The following is a 3,702-nucleotide window of genomic DNA, read 5'->3' as shown; positions in this document are numbered from 1 at the left end:
CCACTCGTACCTCTCCGACAGTTGCATTGGGTCGGGAGCGAGGAAGGCTCCGACAGTTGCATTGGGTCGCCAGCGAGAATACGCACCTGCGTGGTGCGACGCAGTCGTGGACTCGCCCCGCTCAGGTAACGGTGTGTGTGCGGTTTAGAGTGGAGCTTGAAGATTCAACTCTTGCCCAACCGCACTGCGACCGATTGGAGCCGCGTGAGCCTGGCGTTGATTGAGATGCGACGGGCGAAGCTGCGTTTCGGTTTGCTCACTGTCGCCGTCTCACTGCTGATCTTCCTCGTGCTGTTCCTGACGACTTTGTCCAGCGCGCTGGTCAAGTCGTTCACTGGCGCGATCGAAGGCCTAGACGCGCAGGTACTCGCGTACTCGACGACAGCGCGGGACAACTTGCAGGCCAGTCGCCTGGAACCAAGCACCGTTGCGAAGGTCCGAAAGGTTCCCGGGGTTGCCAAAGCCGCTGGCCTCGCCACCTCCACGACCAGTGCGCAGTTACCCGAAGGCAAGTCAGACCTGCAGGTGTTTGGCTTCGATCCGGCCGGGCCTGGGGAGCCGACATCGGTGACAGACGGCCGCCTGCCCACCGCCTTGAATGAAGCAGCGGTAGACGTCCCCGGCGCGACCCTCGGATCCACGATTACCCTGGAGCCCAGCAAGTCCAAGCTAACGGTCGTGGGGCTCCTCGATGGTGCACAGTTTTCGGCCGCTCCGACCGCCTACGTCACGTTGTCGTCCTACGAGGCAGTCGTCCGGGCGGCTAACCCCAAGATCCCCTTCGTTCCCTACAACGCGATTGCTGTGACGGTCGTGCCTGGCGCGAGTGCGGCTACGGTCGCCGACTCGATCACCGCTGACGTGCCTGCCCTCAAGGGCTACACCCTCGACGACGCTGTGGCTCTGATTCCCGGCGTTGAATCGGTCAGCCAAACCTTTGGCATTCTGGTTGCGCTTACCTTCATCATCGGCATCGTGGTGATCGGATTCTTCTTCCTGATCCTGACGGTGCAGAAGCTTCGGGTCTTCACTCTGCTGCGCGCGAACGGCGCCTCGAATTCCCGACTAGCTGGCGTCGTCGCTGTTCAGATCACCGCCGTGGTCGTCATCGCGGGTGCGCTGGCCGTGTTGCTGGTCAGCGGGGCACTCAAGGGAATCAGCACCGGTATTCCGGTGTCACTGAGCCCCGCATTGGCTGCTGGAACCGTGGCCGCGGTGTTGGTTTGCAGTTTGGCTGCGGGCCTGTTAAGCATTCGCCGCATTCGAAAGATCGACCCGGCTACCGCGGCAGGTGCCCGATGATGCTTGCCATCGCGGAGATTCGCCGCGCCCGTGGGCGATTCATCTCCATCATCGCCGCGCTGTCCTTGATCACATTCCTGGTGCTGACGCTGTCGGCGCTTTCCGACGGCCTCTTCTACGGCTCCACTGGCGCGATCAAGTCGACTAATGCCAACGCCTACGCCTTCAGCGCCGACGCTCAAGGTTCGCTCATCCGGTCGCAACTTCCCGCTGACGACGTTGCCAAATTCACCAGCGTCTCCGGTGTCCAACAGGCAGCACCGGTGGGTGTCCTGCTCACTTCCGGATCAGGACCAGATGGTGAGGTCGACCTGGCCGTCTTCGGGGTCCAGCCAGGAGGCGTCGGTGTTCCCACGACGGTGACGCAGGGTCGGTTACCGAATCCCGGCGAGAACGGCGCCGCCGCCGTCGATCAGAAGCTCACGGACAAGGGAGTCGCCGTCGGCTCAACCCTGACCGTGGGAGACACCAAGGTGACAGTGGTCGGCCTAACCAGGGATTCGCAGTACCAGCTGCAACCGTCGGTCTGGACCACCGTGCCGACGTGGTCGAAGATGCGTGCCAGCGTTCGCCCGGAGACTCGTGGACTCGCGCCGAACGTCTCAGCGGTGGCGCTCCAACTCGCTGACGGAACCGACCTCGATGCCGTGGCGGCCGCGGTTCCCGGCACGTCGGTTCTGACCTCTGACCAGACCGCCCTGGCCATCCCCGGTGTCGCGCAGCAGCGCTCAACTTTGAGTGCAATCGTTGGGACGACGCTCGTGGTCGCAGCGATTGTCGTTGCGTTGTTCTTCGCGCTAGTAGTGCTGGAGAAACGTGAACTATTCGCAGCACTGAAGGCCCTGGGAACGTCCACCGCGCGCCTTGGTCGAGACGTCATTCTGCAAGCCCTCATCGCCTCGGTCATTGGGGTCATCTTCGGTGCAATTGCCTCACGGCTGTTGGGACTCATTGCCCCGGAGACTGTCCCGACCCTCTTCCGCACCGACACGCTGATCAACATCGCGATCTTCACGATTGTCGCCAGCGTCCTGGGTGCCCTGTTCTCACTGCGCCGGATCGCACGCATTGACCCCGCCACTGCACTGGGAGGAACCCTCTGATGGCACCAATCCTTGAAGTCACTGACGTGACCAAGACCTACGGCACCGGACATACAGCCGTAACAGCGGTGAACCACGCCGCCTTCAGCGTCGAAGAAGGCCAGTTCGTGTCGCTGCTCGGTCCCAGCGGTTCCGGAAAGACGACTCTCATCTCGATGGTCGGTGGTCTGCTGACTCCGAGCACCGGAACCATCCGCCTCAACGACACCGAAGTCTCCTCCCTGTCCGCCAAGGAACTGACCACGTTCCGGGCGCAGCGCGTCGGATTCGTCTTCCAGTCCGCGAATCTCGTGCCCTTCCTCACCGCCCGAGAGAACCTGCTGTACGTGGCAACCCTGCGCAAGCCGAAGGACTCGAAGAGGTCAAAGAAGCGTGCTGACGAATTGCTCGAGGAGCTTGGCTTGACCGATCGGCGGGGCAACCTGCCCGAGCAGCTCTCCGGCGGTGAACGGCAACGGGTTGCCATCGGTCGGGCAATCATGAACGATCCCGATCTGATCCTGGTGGACGAGCCCACTGCGGCCCTGGACACCTCGCTGGGCCGCCAAGTCGTGCAGCTGCTGGCCCGCGAGGTCAAAGACCGTGGCAAAACCGGAATCATGGTGACCCACGATCTGCGCATGGTCGAGTACACCGACGAGGTGTTCGAGATCCTCGACGGCACCCTCAGCAAGCCAGCCGAGCCCAAGCATCATGAACCGAGTGGTGACTGACGTCACCCCGACCAGGCCGTTTTCTCTGTTAGCCTGTGGTTACCAACTTTGAGCGCCTTGATTTGCGCTAGCTGGTGTCGATTCAGTTCAGACACCTTGCTACTTCATCCTCAGCGGCCCAAGAGTCGCAGTGCTTGTTTGCACCTCATGTGATCCGGATTCCGGAACCGCGCGCACAGTTGGCACCCGACGACCGTCGGCGTGCCGCACTCCGCGAGGACCGTTGAATCGAGCCCTCGCCACCCGCGGATACACCCAGTAATACTTGGAGAAACCCATGGCGAAGTTCGCCGAACTACCCCTGCCCACTCCCCTGGTCGAAGCACTGCGCCGACAGGGCCTTACCGAAACCTTCCCGATTCAAGCCGCCACGCTGCCCGACTCGTTGTCGGGGCGCGACGTGCTCGGCCGCGGCCGTACCGGCTCCGGAAAGACACTCGCATTCGCACTTCCGCTGCTGACTGCACTGGCCAACTCACACACGCCAGCCAAGCCCAAGCGACCAACCGGACTCGTGCTCGCACCAACGCGTGAACTCGCCGAACAGATCGCTGCTGTCCTGACCCCGCTGGCTCGATCACTAG

General features: G+C 62.6%; 4 protein-coding genes. All 4 read left to right on the top strand.

Annotated elements, in window-relative coordinates; translation table 11 throughout:
* Window positions 1-204 precede the first annotated feature (204 nt).
* On the top strand, window positions 205-1,302 hold the full coding sequence (locus KAZ48_10425; GenBank protein MBP7973206.1) for an ABC transporter permease: 1,098 nt from the start codon (window positions 205-207) through the stop codon (window positions 1,300-1,302).
* The gene (locus tag KAZ48_10420; protein ID MBP7973205.1) at window positions 1,299-2,405 is read left to right on the top strand and encodes an ABC transporter permease; all 1,107 of its coding nucleotides are present in this window, start codon (window positions 1,299-1,301) and stop codon (window positions 2,403-2,405) included. The genes KAZ48_10425 and KAZ48_10420 overlap by 4 nt, the downstream gene beginning before the upstream one ends.
* Window positions 2,405-3,118, top strand: a complete 714-nt coding sequence (locus tag KAZ48_10415; protein MBP7973204.1) for an ABC transporter ATP-binding protein — start codon at window positions 2,405-2,407, stop codon at window positions 3,116-3,118. The genes KAZ48_10420 and KAZ48_10415 overlap by 1 nt, the downstream gene beginning before the upstream one ends.
* A 277-nt stretch (window positions 3,119-3,395) precedes the next feature.
* The coding region (locus KAZ48_10410; protein ID MBP7973203.1) for a DEAD/DEAH box helicase at window positions 3,396-3,702 on the top strand (307 nt) is incomplete at its 3' end.

This window comes from Candidatus Nanopelagicales bacterium (assembly GCA_018003655.1).
Classification (GTDB): domain Bacteria; phylum Actinomycetota; class Actinomycetes; order S36-B12; family UBA10799; genus JAGNDY01.
The sequence above is the reverse complement of the archived record's forward strand: the minus strand, read 5'-3'. Positions and strand labels throughout refer to the sequence as shown.